3 protein-coding genes are annotated in these 1,662 nt (G+C 41.0%); 1 reads left to right on the forward strand and 2 read right to left on the reverse strand.

Translation table 11 applies throughout. From position 1 onward, the window contains the following. Positions 1 to 237: 237 nt before the first annotated feature. Positions 238 to 474: a hypothetical protein gene (locus NB463_RS19950; RefSeq protein WP_203508010.1), complete on the forward strand. Its 237-nt coding sequence runs from the start codon at positions 238 to 240 to the stop codon at positions 472 to 474. Positions 475 to 658: 184 nt separating this feature from the next. Here NB463_RS19950 and NB463_RS19955 read toward each other — a convergent pair whose 3' ends face one another. Continuing rightward, the gene (locus NB463_RS19955) at positions 659 to 1,063 is read right to left on the reverse strand and encodes a DUF1801 domain-containing protein (protein WP_258430566.1); all 405 of its coding nucleotides are present in this window, start codon (positions 1,061 to 1,063) and stop codon (positions 659 to 661) included. Positions 1,064 to 1,179: 116 nt separating this feature from the next. Next, the gene (locus tag NB463_RS19960) at positions 1,180 to 1,527 is read right to left on the reverse strand and encodes an SH3 domain-containing protein (protein ID WP_140352500.1); all 348 of its coding nucleotides are present in this window, start codon (positions 1,525 to 1,527) and stop codon (positions 1,180 to 1,182) included. Positions 1,528 to 1,662: the final 135 nt, after the last annotated feature.

Here is a 1,662-nt window from a genome sequence, read left to right on the forward strand (position 1 = left end):
TGTTAAGGTGTGAGCAACGCAATACCGATGCTGCCGCATACCACCTTAATCACTTAAACCAACGCACGGTGAAAATGCCACGCGTTGCGAATCACTCTTAAACAGTTTGTTAAATGCCATAACCAGACGCCAATATAAAAAGCCTCTACCTACTACATCGCAAATCTTTTAACCCTTTGTTTACAATGTATATTTTTGGTGATATGAATAGTTCTCATGCAATCGAGAGTAACAAAAATGAGCACTATTGATAAACAAACCAGAGCTAAAATTGAAGCTACAACAGAAAAGATGGCAGATGTATTTCTTCCGTATGAACTTACGGACCGCATCATTGAAGAAGTGATGAAGAATGGCAGAAAATCAAGAGAAGCTGTAATGTTAATGATACTCGAACACAGCAGTAAAGTAATAAAAACTACCGACAACGGAAGAAAAGAGCTTATCGAGGCTATAAAAAACAATAAAGTGTAAACTGTAGGATAAAGCACTCATACATAGCGCTTTATCCTCGTTTATTTAGGTATTTAACGCCCAATTAAGGGGTGAGCCACGCTACCACAACACTCAATTTGGACACCGTAATCACTAAACTTGACCCAAACCAAAAATGCCAAGCGTGGGGAATCCCTCTTAAATTGTTTGTTATGTGAATTTTTCACACACCCAAAAGAGGCAGATTTTTACGCTGATGATAGGTTAAAGCTAACTCTAGACAGGACTTGATGGCCGTTTCTGGTATCGGTTTCGATAAGGACAGAACAATTGCTCTATTTCCCTGAAACACCAGTTCTTCACCATACAATTCCCGGAATGTATCGACGAGCTTGGTTTGGCAATTAAAGAAAAGGTAATAATTGTTAGGAGACTTGAGTTTCCAGTCCATTCTTAACGGACTACCCGTTTTTACACTGTAGCTTGGCTCATCCCATTTTAGAGTTTCATCGACTTCACCCAGTTCCAACTCAGATGCGACTTGAAAGACTAAATTTCGCAGCTCTTCTAACCTAACACGAGCATTTTCCGGATACTCATCGAACCGATCTTTGACTACCTTGTCCATTGGAATCTCCTATTCACATAACGCCGCATTAAGGTGTGAGCGACGCTTGGCTATACTTGAGCGAAGCGAAACTGCCAAGCGTTGCGAATCACTCTTAAATGCTTTGTTATGTGAATTTACACAGCGCACAAATGATTTAAAGGAGCCCATGCCAACTCTTTCGGGCTACCTAATTTACTACTCCAGATCCAGCCGTTTAATTCATGTTCTTTTACTAGAATTTCACCGATAGCCAAACGATGCTCCTTGGCAAAATAATCCTCAAGTGCAGTTACCTCGCCATTGTCGATAGCTAGTATTTGTTTAGGAACCCAGCCTTCTTTATTTTCCCCTCGGCAGAAAATCCAGTTTGCCCAGTCACCTTCTGGATTAGACTCCTCTACAAACTGCAATTTTTCGCCTAGAACTATTCGAATAGGCGATTCTGGAGCATCTTGATATTCTTTAACGACTTTGTATTCCATAGCTTATTCCACTCTGTTCACATAACGCCCTGTTAAGGTGTGAGCAACGCAATACTGAAGCTCCCGCATACCACCTTAATCACTAAAACCAACGCATAGTGAAAATGCCACGCGTTGCGAATCACTCTTGAACAG

This window comes from Vibrio sp. RM-41-2B, from assembly GCF_024744415.1.
Lineage (GTDB): Bacteria > Pseudomonadota > Gammaproteobacteria > Enterobacterales > Vibrionaceae > Vibrio > Vibrio diabolicus.

Coding starts and splice junctions, on each gene's coding strand:
- NB463_RS19955 (WP_258430566.1), bottom strand. CDS start 1,063: ATGGACAAGGTAGTCAAAGATCGGTTCGATGAGTATCCGGAAAATGCT.
- NB463_RS19960 (WP_140352500.1), bottom strand. CDS start 1,527: ATGGAATACAAAGTCGTTAAAGAATATCAAGATGCTCCAGAATCGCCT.
- NB463_RS19950 (WP_203508010.1), top strand. CDS start 238: ATGAGCACTATTGATAAACAAACCAGAGCTAAAATTGAAGCTACAACA.